Origin of the sequence: Candidatus Clostridium helianthi, from assembly GCF_045310795.1 — a bacterium.
Lineage (GTDB): Bacteria > Bacillota > Clostridia > Clostridiales > Clostridiaceae > Clostridium > Clostridium helianthi.
In genome coordinates this window covers 1-827 of record NZ_JBJIAB010000111.1, presented here as the reverse complement: position 1 = coordinate 827, position 827 = coordinate 1, and the positions used below count along the sequence as shown (strand labels likewise).

1 protein-coding gene and 1 pseudogene are annotated in these 827 nt (G+C 25.8%); one reads left to right on the top strand and one right to left on the bottom strand.

The genetic code is table 11. The features are described 5' to 3' along the window. The first annotated feature begins 413 nt into the window (after window positions 1-413). Window positions 414-587, top strand: coding sequence for a MerR family transcriptional regulator (locus ACJDTP_RS27400; RefSeq protein ID WP_406763004.1), 174 nt, complete (start codon window positions 414-416; stop codon window positions 585-587). A 54-nt stretch (window positions 588-641) separates the two neighbouring features. On the opposite strand, the pseudogene ACJDTP_RS27395 reads toward ACJDTP_RS27400, so the two are convergent. Further along, window positions 642-827, bottom strand: a pseudogene (locus ACJDTP_RS27395) (transposase); the annotation flags it as partial.

Here is an 827-nt window from a genome sequence, read left to right as displayed (position 1 = left end):
ATCTATAAATATGGTTCCTACTCAGACAATAGACAGGCTATGCGTCCGAATGTAGAAACCAATTTGCAACATATATAAAACTTTTTTACAATTTAAAATGGAATCACCCAGCTATGTTTAGTAACAGGAAAGAGTTTAGAAATTTAGTACTTAACTTTTTGATATAAATTACAAGAATATTTGGTGATTAAGATGATATTCATATATTATAATATTAAGTTAATTAAACCCAAATACGCATAAATCGAGATGCCACATTATTCAGAATGAGTTTTGTGGCATTTTTTTTATAATGCGAATAATGTTTTTGTAATACATGCTATAATTGGTCTATAGTGTAAATTAAGGTTAGAGTATTAAACAATATCAATTTTTAATGTAATATAAAATTCTAAATTTGAGGAAGTTGAATTATGAAAAAAGACGAGTACAATATTGGAAAATTAGTTAAGGAATTGAATATCAATAAAGAAACTATAAGATATTATGAAAAAATTGGATTGCTCTCTGAAACTAAACGTGATAAAAACGGATATAGGTTATATTCGGAGGAAGATATAGAAAAGATTAAATTTATACTGATTTAGGTTGTTGAATAACTAATTTTTACAAATAGTTATTTAAGAAAATATTCTTAGGAATCAAAGATTCCAAGGATATTTTCTCGATTTTATTCCCTGCTGTTTTTTATTAAATTCATCTATTAAATAGGCTAATAAAACCCATTTTATATGACGTTCATATCGGGCATGCCCATAGAGCCTTGGATTTTCTAAGTTATATAAACCTTTTAAAACTGAGAATAATTGCTCTATTTTCAATCTATT

Excerpts from the sequence above, each read along its gene's own strand:
- ACJDTP_RS27400 (WP_406763004.1), top strand. The coding sequence starts at position 414 with ATGAAAAAAGACGAGTACAATATTGGAAAATTAGTTAAGGAATTGAAT.